We start from the raw sequence: 19,203 nt of genomic DNA on the forward strand, positions 1-19,203 counted from the left end.
TTCCACCTGCAAGAAAGCCCGCAACAGCGGGCTCTCCTGACTAATTGGTACCGAGAAGGGGACTCGAACCCCTACACCCTATGGGCACAACCACCTCAAGGTTGCGTGTCTACCAATTCCACCACCTCGGCAAAACTACGTTTGAAACTCTTCTTACTTCTGCTCTTGAGCTGGAGGTACGTCAGTCGCTGGAGTAGCCGACTTTTGCTCTTGAAGCACCGGGACATCATCAGAAGCCGGTTGTTGCTTTGGAACTTCCAACACTGCCGGGTTTGGCAGACCTGCTTGAGTCAGCTGATGAGCCTTCTCTTTAGCAAAGTAACCTAACCCCAAGCTGGTTATGAAGAAACCGGCGGCAAGTATAGCAGTAAACTTACTAAGAAAGGTAGAGGAACCTTGGCTTCCGAACACAGTATTTGAAGCACCTGCTCCGAAAGACGCGCCAGCATCCGCACCTTTACCCTGCTGCAGCAAAACCAGAGCAACTACGCCCAATGCACCCAGCAGATGAAAAACGACTACGACTGTTTCCAGCATTTTTTCAGTTTCCCGCGGCGCGACAGATCGCACCGAACTCATCTGCATTCAGGGAAGCTCCACCAATGAGCCCCCCATCGATATCCGGCATGCCGAACAGCTCGACCGCATTGGCCGCCTTCACGCTGCCGCCGTATAGAAGCCGCACACCTCGTGCCACTTCAGAATTCTCTGCCGCCAATTGCTCGCGAATGGCTTTATGCACATCCTGCGCCTGTTGCGGCGTTGCAGTCAGCCCGGTGCCAATGGCCCAGACCGGCTCGTAAGCGATCACTGCCTTGGCAAAGGCGCCGACACCCAGCTCCTCGATGATGCTGCCCAGCTGACGCCCGACAACCTCAAGAGTTTTCCCGGCTTCACGCTGCTCAAGGGTTTCCCCTACACACAACACCGGAATCAAGCCACATGCCTGTGCCGCTGCGAACTTGCGATTCAGCATCCCGTCTCGCTCGCCCATTATCTGGCGGCGTTCGGAGTGCCCGACAAGCACCAGGGAACAACCTGCATCCACCAACTGACTCGGTGCAACTTCACCCGTCAACGCACCTTGCATCGATTCCACCGCAGAGTTCTGTGCGCCGACCGAAATCGACTTGCCTTTCAAGCCATCAATCACTTGATTGATATACAAGCAAGGCGGGAACACCGCGACATCAACACCGCTTGGCAAGGCCAGATGACGAAGGCCATTGATCAGCTCAGCGACGCTGGCGCGGGTACCGTGCATCTTCCAGTTACCAGCTACCATAGGGCGACGCATGCTGTACCTCGTCGGTCAAAGTGGGCGCAGATGTTACCCAACACAATCATGGCTGGCAAGCCGAATCAGGCAGAAACTTCAGTTACCAGTTTTGCCAGCTCTTCGGCATAGCCGCGAACCTGGGTTTCATCCTCGCCTTCAACCATGACACGCACCAGAGGCTCTGTCCCGGACTTGCGCAAAAGCACACGACCACGACCCGCCATCGCCTGCGTCACACGAGCACTGGCTTCCTTGACAGCCGGATGCTCCAGCGGACTTTCACCCCCACCGAAACGCACGTTGATCAGCACCTGTGGGCACTTGCGCAGGGCCTGACGCGTTTGAGCCAGCCCTTCGTTGCGGGTTTTCAGCGCCATCAGAACCTGCAGCGCCGCAATGATCGCGTCGCCGGTCGTGGTGTGGTTGAAGCACACGACATGACCTGAGTTTTCACCACCCACCAGCCAGTCTCGCTCCAACAACTCGGCGATCACATACCGATCGCCCACATTGGCGCGCACAAATGGAATGCCCAGATCCGCCAGGGCCAGCTCAAGCCCCAGATTACTCATCAACGTACCGACGACACCGCCCTGCAGCTTGCCGCGCTCCTGCAGATCGCGCGCGATGATGAAGAGCAACTCGTCACCATCGACAATCGCCCCCGTGTGATCGACCATCAATACCCGATCACCATCGCCATCAAAGGCAATACCCAGATCGGCATCCTCGGCGAGCACAGCGGCCTGCAGAGGCCCCATATGCGTGGAGCCGCAGTTGTCGTTGATATTCAGGCCGTTGGGCTGAGCCGACAGCACCACGACCTCGGCACCCAGCTCCCGGAACACGCTCGGCGCCACTTTATAGGTGGCGCCATGAGCACAGTCGATCACGATCTTCAGACCGGAAAAACTGGTTCCGGTCGGTACGCTGCTTTTGCAGAATTCAATGTAGCGGCCGGAAGCATCGTTGATTCGCGACACCTTGCCGATCTTGCTCGATTCGACCACCGTCATTGGAGTATCGAGCAACTCTTCGATCATCAACTCCACATCATCCGGGAGCTTGGTGCCCTTGCCGGAGAAAAACTTGATGCCGTTGTCGTCATGGGGATTGTGCGATGCACTGATCACGATACCGGCCTCGGCCTGGAACGTGCGCGACAGATAGGCGATCGCCGGTGTCGGCATCGGGCCGAGCAACATTACGTCAGCCCCCGCCGATGTCAGACCAGCCTCCAGCGCCGATTCGAACATGTAGCCGGAAATCCGCGTATCCTTGCCGACCAACACCTTGCAGGCACCCATCTTGCGAAAGGCCATGCCCGCCGCCCAGCCGAGCTTGAGCATGAAGTCAGGAGTAATCGGGTATTCACCGACACGACCACGAATGCCGTCAGTACCAAAGTATTTCTTGCTCATAAGCGCTCCATCATTCTTATTCGGCTGATTCCACGGCAGCGAGCATCCGCACGACGTCCACCGTTTCCGCCACATCATGGACGCGCAATATACGCGCACCCTTCACCGACGCCAGTGCAGCCAGTGCCAGACCACCATGCAGACGCTCACCCACGGGGCGATTCAACGCATGACCGATCATGCTTTTGCGTGACACGCCCACTAATAGCGGTCGACCCAGCGCATGCAGGGCTTCCATATGTTTGAACAAGCTTAGATTGTGCTGCAGGGTTTTGGCGAAGCCGAAGCCGGGATCAAGAATGATTCGCTCGGGAGGAATTCCAGCCGCCGCACACTGAACCATTCGCTCGGCCAGAAACTCACCCACTTCCCGAGTGACATCCTGATACTGCGGATCATCCTGCATGTCGCCTGGCTCGCCCAGCATATGCATCAGGCATACCGGCAATCCTGTAGCCGCAGCAGCATCGAGCGCACCGTCCCGACGCAACGAACGAACATCGTTGATCAAGCCCGCGCCCAGCCGCGCAGTTTCGCGCATCACGGCAGGCGTGGACGTATCGACCGAGATAACCACGTCGAGTTCGCGATTGATCAGTTCGACGACAGGCGCGACACGCTCCAACTCTTCCAGCGGCGAAACCGCCCGAGCACCCGGCCGGGTCGACTCTCCGCCAACATCGATCAGCGTCGCACCGGCCACAACCATTGCTTCGGCGTGCCGCAAGGCCGCATCGAGCTGGCTGTATCGGCCGCCATCGGAAAAGGAATCAGGAGTGACATTGAGAATGCCCATGACATGTGTCTGGGCCAAATCAAGAACCCGGTTGCCGCAAGGCAACCGGGTCAGGGACTGTACAGAAGTCATTTCAAACCTTAAACGTCAGCAGCCGGACCGCCGATCGGTGTTTCCGGGCGCTCATCCTGAACCACCGGAGGCGTACCAGTACCCGTACCACCCGACCAGTCACGCGGCTCGCGCGGAGTACGACCCGCCATGATGTCGTCAATCTGCTCGGCATCAATGGTTTCGTACTTCATCAGCGCATCAGCCATTGCGTCGAGCTTGTCACGATTGTCCGTGAGGATCTGCTTGGCGGTGCCGTAGCACTGATCGATGATGCTGCGCACTTCCGAGTCGATCAGCTTGGCTGTTTCGCCGGAGAAGCTGGCGTTTTGACCGCCACCGCCACGACCGAGGAATACTTCGCCCTCTTCTTCGGCATACATCAGCGGGCCGAGTTTTTCCGACAAGCCCCACTTGGTCACCATGTTCCGCGCAATCTGACTGGCGCGCATGATGTCGTTGGAGGCGCCGGTAGTCACGCCATCGAAGCCCAGGGTCATTTCTTCCGCGATACGGCCACCATACAGCGAGCAGATCTGACTGATCAGCGCACGCTTGGACAGACTGTAACGATCTTCCTCCGGCAGGAACATGGTGACACCCAGCGCACGACCGCGCGGAATGATCGAAACCTTGTAGACCGGATCATGCTCAGGAACGACACGCCCGACAATGGCGTGGCCAGCCTCGTGATAAGCGGTGTTCTGCTTCTCTTTTTCGGACATGACCATGGATTTGCGCTCGGCGCCCATCATGATCTTGTCCTTGGCCAGCTCGAACTCTTTCATTTCAACGATGCGTTTGCCTGCACGGGCTGCAAACAGCGAGGCCTCGTTGACAAGGTTGGCAAGGTCGGCACCGGAGAAACCCGGAGTACCACGAGCGATAACGGCCGGAGCCACATCGTCGCCCATCGGCACCTTGCGCATGTGTACCTTGAGAATCTGCTCACGACCACGGATGTCCGGCAGACCAACCACGACCTGACGGTCGAAACGGCCCGGACGCAGCAGCGCCGGGTCGAGGACGTCTGGACGGTTGGTGGCGGCAATCACGATGATGCCGTCATTCATCTCGAAGCCGTCCATCTCTACCAGCAACTGGTTGAGGGTCTGCTCACGCTCGTCGTGACCGCCACCCATGCCGGCGCCACGGTGGCGACCAACGGCGTCGATTTCGTCGATGAAAATGATGCATGGCGCGTGTTTCTTCGCCTGTTCGAACATGTCACGAACACGGCTGGCACCGACACCGACGAACATTTCGACGAAGTCGGAGCCGGAAATGGTAAAGAAAGGAACCTTGGCTTCGCCGGCAATGGCTTTCGCCAGCAGGGTCTTACCGGTACCTGGAGGACCCACCATCAGCACACCGCGAGGAATGCGGCCGCCGAGGCGCTGGAACTTGCCCGGATCACGGAGGAACTCGACCAGCTCGCCGACTTCTTCCTTGGCTTCATCGCAACCGGCAACGTCAGCCAGGGTGGTTTTCACCTGATCTTCGGAAAGCAGGCGCGCCTTGCTCTTGCCGAAGCTCATCGGGCCGCCCTTGCCGCCCGCGCCCCCCTGCATCTGGCGCATGAAGAACATGAACACGGCGATGATCACGAGGATCGGGAAGCTGGCCACCAGAAGCTGGGTCCAGATGCTTTGCTGCTCAGGCTGCTTGCCCTCGACGACGACGTGGTTGTCGACAAGATCGCCGATCAGCCCATTGTCCTGAATGGCCGGACGAATGGTCTTGAAGCTGTCGCCATCGTTGCGCTTGCCGGTAATCACATAGCCATCGACGGCCACGCGCTCGACCTTGCCATCCTTGACCTGCTGGATGAAGTCGGAATAGTTGAGGGTCTGCGGCTCGTTAGGGCTGGAGAAGTTGTTCATCACCGTCACCAGGACAGCCGCGATGATCAACCACAGGATCAGATTCTTTGCCATATCGTTCAATTAACTACCCTCTGAAGCAAGCTCCGCTACTGGCGCGCGCTTCGCATGATATTCACCGGCCTAACTTACTACATTACCTACAGCTCTGGCAGGCGCCGTCTGTAACCCTTTGTGAAACCTAGACTACACGATGTTCGTCCAGGTCAGGCGAAGTGTCCTATTGCAAAAAACTATAGAACACCCCTAAAGCCGCCGGCCCGAGGCCTGTCACTCGCCGCGATAGCCCCATGCCAGCAGGTATTGCTCGCGGGAGCTGTCGCGGGAAGAGTCGGGCTTGATCATCTGGACCTTGTCGAATTTCTGACGAGCGTCCTTCAGGTAAGCGTCGAACCCTTCGCCCTGGAAAATCTTGATCAGGAAATTGCCGCCCGGCTTGAGTATCCGGGCCGCCAGATCAAGGGCCAGCTCGCACAAAAACATGGCTTTTGGCATATCCACGGCAGGCGTACCACTCATATTGGGGGCCATATCGGAAATCACAAGGTCCACTTGCGAATTACCCACGGCCTCGAGGATCTGAGCGAGCACTTCATCTTGGGTAAAGTCACCCTGGATGAAGGTCACATCCGGAATGCTGTCCATTTCCAGGATGTCGGACGCAATCAGGCGCCCCTGACCACCGATCAACCGACTGGTGACCTGCGACCAGCCGCCCGGCGCGGCACCCAGATCGACTACGCTCATCCCCGGACGGATCAGCTTGTATTTCTCCTGGACTTCCAGAAGCTTGTAGCTCGCACGCGAGCGGTAACCATCCTTCTGCGCCTGCTTCACATAAGGATCGTTTACATGTCTTTTCAGCCAGCCAAGGCTTGTCTTGGAACGCGCCATTGGGCACCTCGATGATTAGGGTCGTGATTTATCGGGCGGATCCACGAGCCCTCGGGTAAAATGGCCGCCATTTTTACAGAATCCAGACGAAAGGGTCAGATTATGCCGCTCAATAACGAGCAGAAGAAACAATTCAAATCCATTGGTCACGACCTGAAACCGGTCCTGATCGTGGCAGGCAATGGCCTGACCGAAGGTGTTCTCGCCGAACTGGAACGCGCACTGGTCGATCATGAGCTGATCAAGGTGCAGGTCAAGCTCGAAGACCGCGACGATCGTCGCGCAGTCATGGAAGAGCTGGCCAAGGCCGGTCGGGCCGAGCAGGTGCAGACCATCGGCAAGATGGTGCTGCTGTACCGCAAGAACCCGCAGCCGAACAAGCAACTGTCCAACATCCACCGTTACAAATGACGGTGGCCCCGGTCAGAGGTGCGGCTTGCGCGCCCTGACCGGCACGGACTGAGCCACCAGTACGAGACCGCTGATCCCCAGCACTACGAAACAGAACATCTGCCAGCGCTCATCGACAGATATGCCGTAGTGCAGCAAGTAATAGCCAAAGCATGCTGCGAGACCGACCAGCAGTATCTGGCCACTGAATACCCGCCACCATGCCGAAACACCGGCAACCCTCGCCAGCACCACCAGCTGGGTCAATACCCCTACCGCTGCAACACCAATCAACCAACGGTCGATCTGTGCAGCCAGGTCGTCGACCAGCAGCGGCGCCAGACCAATGATTCTCAGCGCTGGCACCAGGCCAACGTGAAACACCCAAAGGCCGCCGACCCAGAAAACCTGGGACAGCTGCCAAAGGATGGCTTCAATGGCAGGCGCCCGGAAGATCGCGTCAGATGTGTTTGACTTCGACAATCTCGTACTCGACCGTGCCGCTTGGGGTTTTGATTACGACCGTATCGCCTTCTTCCTTGCCGATGATCGCGCGGGCAATCGGCGCGTTTGCCGAGAGCTTGCCCTTCTTGATGTCGGCCTCGTCCTCGCCAACGATCTGGTAGGTCACCTGATCGCCAGTCTCGGTGTTTTCCAGGTCCACGGTGGTCCCGAAAATCACCTTGCCGGTATGGGCGATGGTGGTGACGTCAATCACCACCGCGTTCTGCATGCGGCCTTCGATGTCGCGGATCCGCGCCTCGACCATGCCCTGCTCTTCACGGGCAGCATGGTATTCGGCGTTTTCCTTGAGGTCGCCGAGCTCACGCGCCTCGCCGATCGCCTGGCTCAAGCGCGGACGCTCGACCTTGCTGAGGAATGTATGTTCTTCCTCCAGGGCCTTGGCGCCCTGGACGGTCATTGGGTACTTGATCATGCCTTCAATCCTGCGTGTAGATCCTGCAAGCGGCGCACGGTCTTCTCGGGACCGAACTTCAGCGCTTCGCAGATAGCTTCGCCAGCAGCAATGGTGGTGGTGCAGTAGATCTTGTGCTGCAAGGCATTGCGACGAATGGAGTAGGAATCAGCGATCGACTGACGGCCTTCAGTGGTGTTGATGATCAGGGTGACTTCGTCATTCTTGATCATGTCGACCACGTGCGGACGACCCTCGGTCACCTTGTTCACGCGACGTACTTTCAGGCCTGCGGCTTCGATCAGCTTGGCAGTGCCGGCAGTGGCGACGACTTCGAAGCCCAAGTTGATCAGATCACGGGCCACGCCTGCAACCAGCGGCTTGTCATCGTCACGCACGCTGATGAAGGCAGTACCGCCGGTCGGCAGCACTTCGCTGGCGCCCATCTGAGCCTTGGCGAACGCTTCGCCGAAGGTGTCGCCCACACCCATCACTTCACCGGTGGACTTCATCTCTGGGCCGAGGATCGGGTCCACGCCAGGGAATTTGGCGAACGGGAACACCGCCTCTTTCACGCTGTAGAAGTTAGGAATGATTTCCTTGGTGAAGCCGATTTCCTTGAGTGTCTTACCGGCCATGACGCGAGCCGCGATCATTGCCAGGGAGACACCGATGCACTTCGATACGAACGGTACGGTACGGGAAGCGCGCGGGTTGACTTCGATGACGTAGATGTCTTCGCCTTGCAGCGCCAACTGAACGTTCATCAGGCCGACAACGCCCAGCTCCAGGGCCATTTTCTTGACCTGTTCGCGCATCTCGTCCTGGATGTGCGCCGGCAGCGAGTACGGCGGCAGCGAGCACGCGGAGTCACCGGAGTGAACGCCGGCCTGCTCGATGTGCTGCATGATCGCGCCGATCACCACGTCCTTGCCGTCGCAGACCGCATCCACGTCCATCTCGATGGCGCAGTTGAGGAAGTGGTCGAGCAGCACCGGGCTGTCGTTGGACACTTGCACCGCGTCACGCAGGTAACGCTTGAGTTCTTCTTCCTTGTAGACGATTTCCATCGCCCGGCCGCCCAGTACATACGACGGACGAACCACCAGCGGGTAACCGATTTTCGCGGCGGCGCGCACGGCTTCGTCTTCGCTGCGCACGGTGGCGTTTGGTGGCTGACGCAGGTTCAGGCGCTCGACCATCTGCTGGAAGCGCTCACGGTCTTCGGCACGGTCGATGGCGTCAGGGCTGGTGCCGATGATCGGCACGCCGGCCGCTTCGAGGGCGCGAGCCAGTTTCAACGGAGTCTGGCCGCCGTACTGGACGATCACGCCTTTCGGCTTCTCGACACGGACGATTTCCAGCACGTCTTCCAGGGTGACCGGCTCGAAGTACAGACGGTCGGAAGTGTCGTAGTCGGTCGATACGGTTTCCGGGTTGCAGTTGACCATGATGGTCTCGTAACCGTCATCGCGCAGCGCCAGTGCCGCGTGTACGCAGCAGTAGTCGAACTCGATGCCCTGACCGATACGGTTCGGGCCGCCGCCGAGGATGATGATCTTGTCGCGACCGGACGGCGCGGCTTCGCACTCTTCCTCGTAAGTCGAGTACAGGTAGGCGGTGTCGGTGGCGAACTCGGCGGCGCAGGTGTCGACGCGCTTGTAGACCGGGAACACTTCCAGCTTGTGACGATGGGTACGCAGGTTTTTCTCGGTGACACCCAGCAGTTTGGCCAGACGCTGATCGGAGAAGCCCTTGCGCTTGAGGCGGAACATCAGGTCACGATCAATGGCCGACAGACCGAGGGTCTTGACCTTCTCTTCTTCCTTGATCAGATCTTCGATCTGCACCAGGAACCACGGGTCGATCATGTTCATCGCGAAGATTTCGTCGACCGTCATGCCGGCGCGGAAAGCGTCCGCCACGTACCAGATACGCTCGGCGCCCGGCACGGTCAGTTCGCGCTTGAGCACGCTCATCGCATCCGAACTTTTCAGGTCAACCTTCTCGTCCAGACCGCAAACACCGACTTCCAGGCCGCGCAGGGCTTTCTGCAGGGATTCCTGGAAAGTACGGCCGATGGCCATGACTTCACCCACCGACTTCATCTGAGTGGTCAGGCGCGCGTCAGCGTTGGCGAATTTCTCGAAGGCGAAACGCGGCAGCTTGGTGACGACATAGTCGATGGACGGTTCGAAGGACGCCGGGGTCTTGCCACCGGTGATGTCGTTCGACAGTTCGTCGAGGGTGTAACCGACCGCCAGTTTGGCCGCGACCTTGGCGATCGGGAAACCGGTGGCTTTCGAGGCCAGTGCCGAGGAACGCGAGACGCGCGGGTTCATCTCGATCACGACCATGCGGCCGGTGTCCGGGCAGATACCGAACTGCACGTTGGAACCGCCGGTTTCGACGCCGATCTCGCGCAGTACCGCCAGCGAGGCGTTACGCAGGATCTGGTATTCCTTGTCGGTCAGGGTCTGGGCCGGAGCTACGGTGATCGAGTCTCCGGTGTGTACGCCCATCGGGTCGAAGTTTTCGATCGAGCAGACGATGATGCAGTTGTCCTTTTTGTCGCGGACAACTTCCATTTCATATTCTTTCCAGCCGATCAGCGATTCGTCGATCAGCAGTTCCTTGGTCGGCGACAGGTCCAGACCACGGGCGCAGATTTCTTCGAACTCTTCGCGGTTGTAAGCGATGCCGCCACCGGTGCCGCCCATGGTGAAGGACGGACGGATGATGCACGGGAAGCCCAGGCGCTCGAGCACCGCGTTGGCTTCTTCCATGCTGTGGGCAATGCCGGAACGCGGGCATTCCAGGCCGATGGATTTCATCGCCTTGTCGAAACGCGAGCGGTCTTCAGCCTTGTCGATGGTGTCGGCGTTGGCACCGATCATTTCCACGCCGAACTTCTCAAGAACGCCTTCGCGTTCCAGGTCCAGGGCGCAGTTCAGAGCAGTCTGGCCGCCCATGGTTGGCAGCACGGCATCCGGACGTTCTTTCTCGATGATCTTGGCAACGGTCTGCCACTTGATCGGCTCGATGTAAGTGGCGTCGGCCATGTCCGGGTCGGTCATGATGGTGGCCGGGTTGGAGTTCACCAGGATGACGCGGTAACCCTCTTCGCGCAGGGCCTTGCAAGCCTGGGCGCCGGAGTAGTCGAATTCGCAGGCCTGGCCGATAACGATCGGGCCAGCGCCGAGAATCAGGATGCTTTTAATGTCTGTACGTTTTGGCATGGGTTTGTCACTCAAATCCGCAGGTCAGTCGGCAAGCCGTCTTGATCGATTTCTGAAGTTTCGAGGGGGCCGCCGGTTGCGGGGCCGCCCTCGAAGGGCTTCTCGCTACAGTCTCAAGGCGAGCGCTTAGCGTCGCTTGGCCATCTCGTTGATGAAGCGGTCAAACAGGGGCGCCACGTCGTTCGGGCCTGGGCTCGCCTCAGGGTGACCCTGGAAGCTGAACGCGCTCTTGTCGGTGCGCTCGATGCCTTGCAGGGTGCCGTCGAACAGCGATTTGTGGATCGCACGAACGTTGGCCGGCAGGGTCGCTTCATCAACCGCGAAACCGTGGTTCTGGCTGGTGATCATGACGACGCCCGTGTCCAGATCCTGTACCGGGTGGTTGGCACCGTGATGGCCATGGCCCATTTTCAGGGTCTTGGCGCCGGAGGCCAGGGCCAGCAGCTGGTGACCGAGGCAGATGCCGAATACCGGAATCTCGGTTTCCAGCACGTCCTTGATCGCCTGGATCGCGTAGTCGCAAGGCTCAGGGTCACCAGGGCCGTTGGACAGGAACACGCCGTCCGGCTTAAGAGCCAGCACGTCGGCCGCCGGGGTTTGCGCCGGGACAACGGTGACGCGGCAACCGCGCTCGACCAGCATGCGCAGGATGTTGACCTTGACGCCGTAGTCGTAGGCAACGACGTGGTACGGCAGCTCGGAGGCTTCGATGGTCGCGTGGCTGTCGGTTTTCAGTTCCCATACAGTGGAGCGCCATTCGTACTGAGTCTTGGTGCTGACGACTTTCGCCAGATCCATGCCCTTGAGGCCCGGGAAGCCTTGCGCGGCGGCAATGGCGGCTTCTTCAGAGATGTTGTCGCCCGCCATGATGCAGCCGTTCTGTGCGCCTTTTTCGCGCAGGATGCGAGTCAGGCGACGAGTGTCGATACCGGCGATCGCCACAACGTTGTTGGCTTTCAGGTAATCGGACAGGGACATCGTGTTACGCCAGTTGCTCGCTACCAGTGGCAGGTCACGGATGACCAGGCCGGCAGACCAGACGCGGTCGGACTCGGCGTCTTCCGGCGTGGTGCCGGTGTTGCCGATGTGCGGGTAAGTCAGGGTAACGATCTGTTGGGCGTAGGAAGGATCGGTAAGGATTTCCTGATAGCCGGTCATTGCGGTGTTGAACACGACCTCACCAACGGTCTGACCGTCGGCTCCAATGGCTTCGCCGCGAAAAATGCTGCCATCAGCAAGGGCGAGTATGGCTGGCTTAGTCAAGAAGACCTCCCGTAAATAACGCATGAAAGGGCAATCGCAGGTTGTAAAAAAGCGGAGTGACGTATGGACACGTCACCCCGCTTGTTCACTGAATTATTCTGCGCGCTTTTAGTGGACACACTAAAGCTGTAGCTTACAGAAAAAGGGATTTTTGGTCTACCGCCAATGAGCCTGAAAGGCCAGAGAATGCGACAGGGCGTCGCGTAGCGGAGTAAAACCGGCACAAACAGTCCGTTTGCGCCGGGTTGAAACAAGGCTCAACGCAGGTCGAGCACATCCTGCATGTCATAAAGGCCAGGCCCGCGAGCGTCCAGCCACAACGCCGCGCGCACCGCGCCCTTGGCGAAGGTCATGCGACTCGAAGCCTTGTGCGTGATCTCCAGACGCTCACCCTCACAGGCGAACAGCACGGTGTGATCACCCACCACATCGCCGCCACGAACCGTGGCGAAACCGATGGTCTCGCGCTCACGCGCACCGGTGTGACCTTCACGACCGTAGACCGCAACCTTCTGCAAATCACGATCCAGCGCCTCGGCGATCACCTCACCCATGCGCAGGGCCGTACCGGACGGCGCATCGATCTTGTGCCGATGGTGGGCTTCGATGATTTCGATGTCCGCATCGTCCTTCAATACGCGCGCAGCCATGTCCAGCAGCTTCAGCGACAGGTTGACACCGACGCTGAAGTTGGCGGCGAACACGATCGGAATATCCTTGCCCGCCTCGGCCAGCAACTGCTTCTGAGCCGCGTCGAGCCCGGTCGTGCCGATGACCATGGCCTTGCCGGCCTTGCGGCAGAACGCGAGATTCTTCAGCATCACTTCCGGCAGCGTGAAGTCGATCAGGACGTCGAACTCCTCGGCCACCGACTCCAGATTGCCGGACAACGGCACGCCAATACGCCCGAGCGAGGCCAGCTCACCGGCATCCACCCCGATCAGCGTGCTGCCAGGACGAACAATGGCGGCCGTCAGCCCGGTCAGCGGCGCGCGCTGCTGCACCGCCTCGACCAGAATCTTGCCCATGCGCCCGGCGGCGCCCATCACAGCTATACGTCGCATGCCGACTCCTTACAGATCGCCGAAGAAGCGCTTCACGCCATCGAACCAACCGGTGGTTTTCGGCGAGTGGCTGTTGTCGTCCGCCAGGGAGCTGCGGAACTCTTCCAGCAATTCACGCTGACGACGATTCAGATTGACCGGCGTCTCGACGGCCACGCGGCACATCAGATCGCCCGCACCACCGCCACGCACTGGCGCAACGCCCTTGCCGCGCACGCGGAATTGCTTGCCGGTCTGGGTACCTTCAGGGATTTTCAGCTTGACGCGGCCGTCGAGGGTCGGAATCTCCAACTCGCCGCCGAGCGCAGCGTCGACGAAGCTGATCGGCACCTCGCAGAACAGATGCTTGCCGTCACGCTGGAAGATCGCGTGTTCGCGCACGTTGATGACCACGTACAGATCACCAGTCGGGCCGCCCTGGGTGCCCGCCTCGCCTTCGCCGGACAGACGAATGCGGTCACCGGTATCAACGCCGGCCGGCACCTTCACCGACAGGGTCTTGTACTCTTCGACGCGACCGTCGCCGTGGCAGGAATCGCACGGGTCGGAAATGATCTTGCCCTGGCCATGGCAGCGCGGGCAGGTCTGCTGCACCGAGAAGAAGCCTTGCTGCATGCGTACCTGGCCGATACCGCCGCAAGTCGGGCAAGTCGATGGCGACGAACCTTTCTTGGCGCCCGAACCATCGCAAGGCTTGCAGTTGACCAGCGTCGGAACGCGGATATTCACGGTAGTACCGCGCACCGCTTCTTCCAGATTCAGCTCCAGGGTGTAGCGCAGGTCGCTACCGCGCTGGGCGCCGCCACGGGAGCCGCCGCGACCGCCACCGAAGAAATCACTGAATACATCGCCAAAGATGTCCGAGAAATTCTGCCCGCCGAAGCCCGCACCGCCGCCACCCATGCTCGGGTCGACGCCGGCATGACCGTATTGGTCGTAGGCCGCGCGCTTGCTGGAGTCGGACAGAACCTCGTAGGCCTCGTTGGCCTCCTTGAACAGCTCTTCCGACGCTTTGTCATCGGGATTACGGTCCGGGTGATGCTTCATCGCCAGACGGCGATAGGCCTTCTTCAGGTCAGCTTCGCTTGAGCCGCGCTCAACACCCAACACTTCGTAATAGTCACGCTTTGCCATAAGTCTTTGCACTCTTAAGGACGTTCGGCAAACCCCTCCTGAGCTTCGCCAAACTCGTTGAGCCCCCAAACAGGCCCGGACCCAACTCACGTCGATTTCAACGATCCTGGTCTTTGATTCAATGCGGCACTTTCGGCTCGAAAAGCAGGAGCATTCCCGGCCATGCCGCCACCACGCGAACCTTGTCGCATGCTGTAAAAATTCGCGTATTCCAGATACGCCAACGCGGGAGCAAGCTCCCGCGCGGCGACATCCTACCAGTCACCGCCGCAAGGCAGTCAACCGGCCGACCAACAACTTACTTGTGGTCTTTGACTTCTTCGAACTCGGCATCGACAACATCGTCAGCCTTTTCAGCTTTCTCGTCGTGCGGTGCCGCGCCTTCAGCAGGCTGAGCCTGTTCGGCGTACATCTTCTGGGCAACCGGAGCGGAGACTTTCGACAGCTCTTCGATCTTCGCTTCGATGGCAGCCTTGTCGTCGCCTTTCACAGCGGCTTCCAGGGCAACCACGGCCGCTTCGATTGCAGTCTTCTCTTCAGCGCTTACCTTGTCGCCAGCGTCGGTGACCATTTTGCGAGTCGAGTGAACCAGTGCGTCACCCTGGTTACGGGCAGCGGCCAGCTCTTCGAACTTGCGGTCTTCCTCGGCGTTCGCTTCGGCGTCACGCACCATGCGCTCGATTTCTTCATCGGACAGACCGGAGTTGGCCTTGATCACGATCGACTGAGTCTTGCCGGTCGCCTTGTCTTTCGCGCCGACGTGCAGGATGCCGTTGGCGTCGATGTCGAAGGTTACTTCGATCTGCGGCACGCCACGTGGAGCAGGTGGAATGTCGGCCAGGTCGAACTTGCCCAGGGATTTGTTCTGTGCGGCTTGCTTGCGCTCGCCCTGCAGGACGTGAATGGTCACGGCGCCCTGGTTGTCGTCGGCAGTCGAGAACACTTGCGATTTCTTGGTAGGAATCGTGGTGTTTTTCTCGATCAGCGCGGTCATCACGCCACCCATGGTTTCGATACCCAGGGTCAACGGGCTGACGTCGAGCAGCAGCACGTCTTTCACGTCACCGGCCAGAACGGCGCCCTGGATCGCAGCACCCATGGCAACGGCTTCGTCCGGGTTCACGTCCTTACGTGCTTCCTTGCCGAAGAAATCGGTCACCAGTTTCTGTACCAGCGGCATACGGGTCTGACCGCCGACCAGGATCACGTCGTTGATCGCGCCAACGTCGATACCGGCGTCTTTCATGGCGATGCGGCAAGGCTCGATGGTGCGTTGAACCAGGTCTTCAACCAGCGCTTCGAGCTTGGCACGCGAGATCTTCACGTTCAGGTGCTTCGGACCGGTGGCGTCTGCAGTGATGTACGGCAGGTTCACGTCGGTCGACTGAGCGGACGACAGCTCGATCTTGGCTTTTTCAGCGGCTTCTTTCAGGCGCTGCATCGCCAGCGGGTCACCCTTGAGGTTCATGCCGCTTTCTTTCTTGAATTCGTCAACGAGGTAGTCGATCAGACGAATGTCGAAGTCTTCACCGCCGAGGAAGGTGTCACCGTTGGTGGCCAACACTTCGAACTGGTGCTCGCCGTCAACTTCAGCGATCTCGATCACGGAAACGTCGAAAGTACCGCCACCCAGGTCATAAACGATCACGGTGTGATCGCCCTTGGCCTTGTCCATACCGTAGGCCAGAGCGGCTGCGGTCGGTTCGTTGATGATGCGCTTCACGTCCAGGCCAGCGATACGGCCGGCGTCTTTGGTCGCCTGACGCTGGCTGTCGTTGAAGTAGGCCGGAACGGTGATCACCGCTTCGGTCACGGCCTCGCCGAGGTAGTCTTCGGCGGTCTTCTTCATCTTTTTCAGGATTTCAGCCGAGATTTGTGGCGGCGCCATTTTCTGGCCGTTCACTTCAACCCAGGCATCGCCGTTGTCAGCCTTGGCGATCTTGTAAGGAACCATCTGAATGTCTTTCTGTACGACTTCTTCTTCGAAGCGACGACCGATCAGACGCTTTACCGCGTACAGGGTGTTGTGCGGGTTGGTCACTGCCTGACGCTTGGCGGACTGGCCGACCAGGATTTCGCCATCGTTGGCGTAAGCGATGATCGACGGCGTGGTACGCGCGCCTTCGGCGTTCTCGATAACCTTGGCAGTGCCGTTTTCAAGAATGGAGACGCAGGAGTTGGTAGTCCCCAGGTCGATACCGATAATTTTGCCCATGTTCACTCTCCCGAAACTTTTTGATTTGGTTGCCGCAGCAGTTGTGGCTGACTGCGGTAGCACTTAAACGCTTGACTTCTAAATGGGGGCCTTGCGGCTGATTTCAAGCCTTCTCGTCAATCGAAGGCGAAATTGGCGCCGGCGCCTTGCTGACCACAACCATCGCCGGACGCAGCAGGCGACCGTTGAGCTGGTAACCCTTCTGGAACACCTTCAGAACACTGTTCGGCTCGACATCGGCGCTTTCCTGCATGGCCATCGCCTGATGGTGAACGGCGTTGAACGGTTCGCCATGCGGATCGATTGCTTCAAGCTGATAACGCTTGAGGGTGTCGTGGAACATCTTCAGGGTCAGCTCGATGCCTTCGCGCATCGGACGGATGCTTTCGTCATCCGGGCTCGACAGCTCGAGGCCGCGCTCCAGGCTGTCGACGATCGGCAACAGGTCGCCGGCGAATTTTTCCAGCGCGAACTTGTGCGCCTTTTCCACGTCCTGCTCGGCACGGCGGCGGACGTTCTGCAGATCGGCAGCTACGCGCAGCGATTGATCCTGCGCGGCGGCCAATTGCTCTTCGAGCACTTGTACACGGGTCGCCAGGTCATCACCCGAAGCCTCGGGCGCCTGAGTGGCTTCCGGATTTTGCGTATCTACTGTCTGTTCGTCAGCCATGGAACTCTCCTTTCAATTTCGTCCGCGAGGTCGACTCGCGCTTCTGCCCCGGTATATGGGGCCGCAAAATCAGGCTTCAAGGGCTGACCGCGATTAACCCTACAAAAAAGTGCTGCATTGTCATTCCACGCCGCACTAAGCATTTGATCGGATCAACCGAATCGAGCTAAGCGAGGGCATTGTCAGCCCGAAACAAAACACTGTATAAATAACCAGACCTAAAGCCTGGGAGCGGCCTTCATGCTGGTGCACCTGTCCGTACACAACTACGCCATCGTTGAACATCTCGATCTCGAACTCGATCGCGGGATGAGCGTGATCACAGGGGAAACCGGCGCCGGCAAGTCGATCATGCTCGACGCCCTGGGCCTGACCCTCGGCGACCGTGCCGATAGCGGCGTGGTCCGCCCGGGCGCCGACAAGGCCGACATCCTGGCAACCTTCGACCTCGTCGACATTCCCGAAGCCAGCGCCTGGCTGGCCGAACGCGACCTGGAAAGCGACGGCCCGTGCATCCTGCGCCGGGTCATCACCTCCGAAGGTCGCTCACGGGGCTACATCAACGGCACCCCCTGCCCGCTCGGCGACCTCAAGGCACTGGGCGAATTGCTGATCGACATCCACAGCCAGCACGAACACCAGTCCCTGCTCAAGACCGACACCCATCGGCGCCTGCTCGACGAGTATGCCGGCGCCACCGATCTGGCCCGCCAGGTGCAACTGGCCTCCCAGCGCTGGCGCCAGACCCGCCAGGAGCTCGAGCGCCTGTCCAACTCCGGTGACGAGCAGCGCGCCCGCCACCAACTGCTCAGCTATCAACTGGAAGAGCTGGAAAACCTCGGCCTCGGCGAAAACGAACTCGAAGAGCTGGAGCAGGAACACAAGAACCTGACCAATGCCGAAACCCTGCTGGGCATTTGCCGACAAGTGGTCGAGCAATGCAGCGAAAGCGATTCCGGCAATGTGCTGAATGCACTGACCGCCAGCCTCAATCGCCTGTCGAGCGTGAACAACTCGGTAGGCGCCCTCGGCGAAGCCAGCAGCTTGCTGACCAGCGCGCAGATCCAGGTTGAAGAGGCGGTGGGCGAACTCAATCGCTTCCTCGACAACTTCGATGCAGACCCGGCGCGCCTGCAATATCTGGAAGAGCGCCTCGACGCCATCTACACCATGGCGCGCAAGCACCGGATCCAGCCAACCGAAGTCGCGCAGATGCAGCAGAAGCTGCTGGATGAAATCGAAACCCTGAACGCCAACGACGAGTCCATCGAGCGACTGGCAGACGAACTGGCCTCCTACGCCCGCCACTACCAGGAAAAGGCGCGAGAGCTGAGCGATTTACGTCATCAGGCAGCCGGCAATCTCGCCAGCGCCGTGGAGCAGGAGATTCAGCGCCTCGGCATGCCCGGCGGTCGCTTCACCATCGAACTTCACCCAAGCAACGGCGGTGAACTGCTGCCCAACGGGCTTGAGCAAGTGGAGTTGCTGGTCAGCGCCAACCCCGGCCAACCCTTGAAGGCACTGGCCAAGGTCGCGTCCGGCGGCGAGCTGTCGCGGATCAGCCTGGCGATCCAGGTCATCACTGCACAGACATCCCGGGTGCCGACGCTGGTATTCGACGAAGTGGACGTCGGTATTGGTGGGCCGACGGCGGAAATTGTCGGTCAGTTGCTGCGTCGCCTCGGCGAACGCGGGCAGGTACTGACGGTGACCCATTTGCCGCAAGTGGCTGCGCAAGGGCATCAGCACCTGTTTGTACACAAGGTTCGTGGTGAGCAGGCGACTCACACCGCCGTGTCGAAACTGAGCAAGAACGATCGTATAGAAGAAGTCGCGCGCATGCTCGGCGGCATCGATCTGACCAAGGAATCCCTGGCGCACGCCAAAAAGATGGTGGTTGCCGCGAAAGTTTAAGAACCGCAGATAGCACGAAGGCGACCCTTGGGTCGCCTTCGCTCGTTTCGCGAACCTGAAATTCGCGCGACATG

The 19,203-nt window shown here is 59.5% G+C and carries 16 protein-coding genes and 1 tRNA gene; 2 read left to right on the plus strand and 15 right to left on the minus strand.

Annotation, left to right across the window (positions count from 1 at the left end):
- Nucleotides 1–45: 45 nt before the first annotated feature.
- The 7 genes from KVQ74_RS10715 to rlmE all read right to left on the minus strand — a co-directional run bounded on the left by KVQ74_RS10715 (nt 46) and on the right by rlmE (nt 6,324).
- Nucleotides 46–131: transfer RNA gene (locus KVQ74_RS10715), tRNA-Leu, on the minus strand.
- A 22-nt stretch (nt 132–153) separates the two neighbouring features.
- Nucleotides 154–537 carry a preprotein translocase subunit SecG gene (gene secG, locus KVQ74_RS10720; RefSeq protein WP_011332406.1) on the minus strand — a complete coding sequence of 128 codons (384 nt, stop codon included), beginning with the start codon at nt 535–537 and terminating at the stop codon, nt 154–156.
- Nucleotides 538–541: 4 nt separating this feature from the next.
- A complete protein-coding gene (gene tpiA / locus KVQ74_RS10725; protein ID WP_217831040.1) occupies nt 542–1,297 on the minus strand; it encodes a triose-phosphate isomerase in 756 nt (251 codons plus the stop codon).
- A gap of 65 nt (nt 1,298–1,362) precedes the next feature.
- The gene (gene glmM, locus KVQ74_RS10730) at nt 1,363–2,700 is read right to left on the minus strand and encodes a phosphoglucosamine mutase (protein ID WP_217831041.1); all 1,338 of its coding nucleotides are present in this window, start codon (nt 2,698–2,700) and stop codon (nt 1,363–1,365) included.
- A 16-nt stretch (nt 2,701–2,716) separates the two neighbouring features.
- Nucleotides 2,717–3,568, minus strand: coding sequence for a dihydropteroate synthase (gene folP, locus KVQ74_RS10735; protein ID WP_217831042.1), 852 nt, complete (start codon nt 3,566–3,568; stop codon nt 2,717–2,719).
- Nucleotides 3,569–3,576: 8 nt separating this feature from the next.
- A complete protein-coding gene (gene ftsH / locus KVQ74_RS10740) occupies nt 3,577–5,484 on the minus strand; it encodes an ATP-dependent zinc metalloprotease FtsH (protein WP_217831043.1) in 1,908 nt (635 codons plus the stop codon).
- Nucleotides 5,485–5,700: 216 nt separating this feature from the next.
- Complete coding sequence (rlmE, locus tag KVQ74_RS10745) at nt 5,701–6,324, minus strand: 23S rRNA (uridine(2552)-2'-O)-methyltransferase RlmE (RefSeq protein WP_217831044.1); 624 nt, start codon at nt 6,322–6,324, stop codon at nt 5,701–5,703.
- A 102-nt stretch (nt 6,325–6,426) separates the two neighbouring features.
- Here rlmE and yhbY point away from each other — a divergent pair, with 102 nt between their 5' ends.
- Nucleotides 6,427–6,735 carry a ribosome assembly RNA-binding protein YhbY gene (gene yhbY / locus KVQ74_RS10750; RefSeq protein ID WP_217831045.1) on the plus strand — a complete coding sequence of 103 codons (309 nt, stop codon included), beginning with the start codon at nt 6,427–6,429 and terminating at the stop codon, nt 6,733–6,735.
- A 12-nt stretch (nt 6,736–6,747) separates the two neighbouring features.
- Here the strand turns inward: yhbY and KVQ74_RS10755 are convergent, their stop codons facing one another.
- From KVQ74_RS10755 to grpE, 8 genes are all read right to left on the minus strand, one after another.
- Nucleotides 6,748–7,197: an MFS transporter gene (locus KVQ74_RS10755; RefSeq protein WP_217831046.1), complete on the minus strand. Its 450-nt coding sequence runs from the start codon at nt 7,195–7,197 to the stop codon at nt 6,748–6,750.
- Nucleotides 7,175–7,651 carry a transcription elongation factor GreA gene (gene greA, locus KVQ74_RS10760; protein ID WP_217831047.1) on the minus strand — a complete coding sequence of 159 codons (477 nt, stop codon included), beginning with the start codon at nt 7,649–7,651 and terminating at the stop codon, nt 7,175–7,177. Before greA ends, KVQ74_RS10755 begins: the two co-directional genes overlap by 23 nt.
- Complete coding sequence (gene carB, locus KVQ74_RS10765) at nt 7,648–10,869, minus strand: carbamoyl-phosphate synthase large subunit (RefSeq protein WP_217831048.1); 3,222 nt, start codon at nt 10,867–10,869, stop codon at nt 7,648–7,650. The genes greA and carB overlap by 4 nt, the downstream gene beginning before the upstream one ends.
- 126 nt (nt 10,870–10,995) lie before the next feature.
- Complete coding sequence (gene carA / locus KVQ74_RS10770; protein ID WP_217831049.1) at nt 10,996–12,132, minus strand: glutamine-hydrolyzing carbamoyl-phosphate synthase small subunit; 1,137 nt, start codon at nt 12,130–12,132, stop codon at nt 10,996–10,998.
- A 257-nt stretch (nt 12,133–12,389) separates the two neighbouring features.
- Complete coding sequence (dapB, locus tag KVQ74_RS10775; RefSeq protein WP_217831050.1) at nt 12,390–13,196, minus strand: 4-hydroxy-tetrahydrodipicolinate reductase; 807 nt, start codon at nt 13,194–13,196, stop codon at nt 12,390–12,392.
- A gap of 9 nt (nt 13,197–13,205) precedes the next feature.
- The gene (dnaJ, locus tag KVQ74_RS10780) at nt 13,206–14,330 is read right to left on the minus strand and encodes a molecular chaperone DnaJ (RefSeq protein ID WP_085711856.1); all 1,125 of its coding nucleotides are present in this window, start codon (nt 14,328–14,330) and stop codon (nt 13,206–13,208) included.
- A 298-nt stretch (nt 14,331–14,628) separates the two neighbouring features.
- Nucleotides 14,629–16,545: a molecular chaperone DnaK gene (gene dnaK, locus KVQ74_RS10785; protein ID WP_217831051.1), complete on the minus strand. Its 1,917-nt coding sequence runs from the start codon at nt 16,543–16,545 to the stop codon at nt 14,629–14,631.
- 103 nt (nt 16,546–16,648) lie between these two features.
- Nucleotides 16,649–17,215 carry a nucleotide exchange factor GrpE gene (gene grpE, locus KVQ74_RS10790; RefSeq protein ID WP_217831052.1) on the minus strand — a complete coding sequence of 189 codons (567 nt, stop codon included), beginning with the start codon at nt 17,213–17,215 and terminating at the stop codon, nt 16,649–16,651.
- A 240-nt stretch (nt 17,216–17,455) separates the two neighbouring features.
- On the opposite strand from grpE, the gene recN reads away from it, so the two are divergent.
- Complete coding sequence (gene recN / locus KVQ74_RS10795) at nt 17,456–19,129, plus strand: DNA repair protein RecN (RefSeq protein ID WP_217831053.1); 1,674 nt, start codon at nt 17,456–17,458, stop codon at nt 19,127–19,129.
- The last annotated feature ends 74 nt before the right edge of the window (nt 19,130–19,203 follow it).

Origin of the sequence: Pseudomonas botevensis (assembly GCF_019145475.1) — a bacterium.
Classification (GTDB): Bacteria; Pseudomonadota; Gammaproteobacteria; order Pseudomonadales; family Pseudomonadaceae; genus Aquipseudomonas; species Aquipseudomonas botevensis.

Bases quoted from the DNA above. Each gene is read 5' to 3' on its own strand.
- secG (WP_011332406.1), bottom strand. From the start codon at position 537: ATGCTGGAAACAGTCGTAGTCGTTTTTCATCTGCTGGGTGCATTGGGC.
- tpiA (WP_217831040.1), bottom strand. From the start codon at position 1,297: ATGCGTCGCCCTATGGTAGCTGGTAACTGGAAGATGCACGGTACCCGC.
- glmM (WP_217831041.1), bottom strand. From the start codon at position 2,700: ATGAGCAAGAAATACTTTGGTACTGACGGCATTCGTGGTCGTGTCGGT.
- folP (WP_217831042.1), bottom strand. From the start codon at position 3,568: ATGACTTCTGTACAGTCCCTGACCCGGTTGCCTTGCGGCAACCGGGTT.
- ftsH (WP_217831043.1), bottom strand. From the start codon at position 5,484: ATGGCAAAGAATCTGATCCTGTGGTTGATCATCGCGGCTGTCCTGGTG.
- rlmE (WP_217831044.1), bottom strand. From the start codon at position 6,324: ATGGCGCGTTCCAAGACAAGCCTTGGCTGGCTGAAAAGACATGTAAAC.
- yhbY (WP_217831045.1), top strand. From the start codon at position 6,427: ATGCCGCTCAATAACGAGCAGAAGAAACAATTCAAATCCATTGGTCAC.
- greA (WP_217831047.1), bottom strand. From the start codon at position 7,651: ATGATCAAGTACCCAATGACCGTCCAGGGCGCCAAGGCCCTGGAGGAA.
- carB (WP_217831048.1), bottom strand. From the start codon at position 10,869: ATGCCAAAACGTACAGACATTAAAAGCATCCTGATTCTCGGCGCTGGC.
- dapB (WP_217831050.1), bottom strand. From the start codon at position 13,196: ATGCGACGTATAGCTGTGATGGGCGCCGCCGGGCGCATGGGCAAGATT.
- dnaJ (WP_085711856.1), bottom strand. From the start codon at position 14,330: ATGGCAAAGCGTGACTATTACGAAGTGTTGGGTGTTGAGCGCGGCTCA.
- dnaK (WP_217831051.1), bottom strand. From the start codon at position 16,545: ATGGGCAAAATTATCGGTATCGACCTGGGGACTACCAACTCCTGCGTC.
- grpE (WP_217831052.1), bottom strand. From the start codon at position 17,215: ATGGCTGACGAACAGACAGTAGATACGCAAAATCCGGAAGCCACTCAG.
- recN (WP_217831053.1), top strand. From the start codon at position 17,456: ATGCTGGTGCACCTGTCCGTACACAACTACGCCATCGTTGAACATCTC.